The organism is Microtetraspora sp. NBRC 13810 (assembly GCF_030268685.1).
Lineage (GTDB): Bacteria > Actinomycetota > Actinomycetes > Streptosporangiales > Streptosporangiaceae > BSRQ01.
The window spans coordinates 1-871 of the sequence record NZ_BSRQ01000060.1 but is presented as its reverse complement, the minus strand read 5'-3'; the positions used below and the strand labels follow the sequence as shown (position 1 = coordinate 871).

At 71.8% G+C, this 871-nt stretch carries 1 protein-coding gene; it reads right to left on the bottom strand.

All coding sequences use genetic code 11. The features are described 5' to 3' along the window. On the bottom strand, positions 1-871 hold an 871-nt coding region (locus QSK26_RS41435), incomplete at both ends, for a sensor histidine kinase (RefSeq protein WP_285780852.1).

Sequence of the window (871 nt, the reverse complement as noted above, 5' to 3'; positions counted from 1 at the left end):
GCGGGGGCGTCCTGGTGGCGGGGGAGGCGCAGGACGAAGCGGGCGCCGCGGGGGCTGTCCTCGATGCGGAGGGTGCCGCCGCTGGTCTCGGCGATCTGGCGGGCGATGGGCAGGCCGAGTCCGGTGCCGCCGGCGTCTTTGTTGCGGGCGGCGTCCAGGCGGGCGAAGCGCTGGAAGACGAGTTCGCGTTTGTCGGGTTCGATGCCGGGTCCGTCGTCGAGGACTTCGAGGATGGCGGTGCCGTGGGGGGTGTCGTGCTGGTCGCCGGGGGTGTGGCGGACGGTGACGGTGATGGTGGTCTCGGCGTGGCGGTCGGCGTTGTCGATGAGGTTGGTGAGCAGGCGGCCCAGGCGTAGCGGGTCGGCGCGGACGACGACGCCGGGTTCGAGGTGGCACAGGAGTCTTTTGGTGGTCTGGCGGCGCATGTGGCATTCCTGGCGTACGAGCCGGGCGAGGTCGACGGGGTCGCGTTTGGCGGGGGTGCCGGCGTCGAGGCGGGCGATGGTCAGCAGGTCGCAGACGATGGATTCCAGCCGGTCCAGGCTGGTGAGGATGGTTCTGCCGAGGGCGGGGACGCTGGTCTCGCGGGGGGCGAGGAGGGCGTCCTCGACTTCGGCGCGGATGGCGGCGATGGGGCTGCGCAGGTCGTGGGAGGCGTCGGAGGCGAACTGACGCTGTTGTTCCATCGCGGCTCCCAGCCGGGAGAGGGTGTGGTTGATGCTGTCGGCGAGTCCGTGGATCTCGTCGTCGCCGGGTGGGACCGGGACCTGGCGGCCGGGGCTGGTGGCGATGATGTCGTCGAGTTCGGTGCGGATGGCGTTCACCGGGCGCAGCGACGCGGCGACGACACGGTGACCGAGGCAGGTGATCG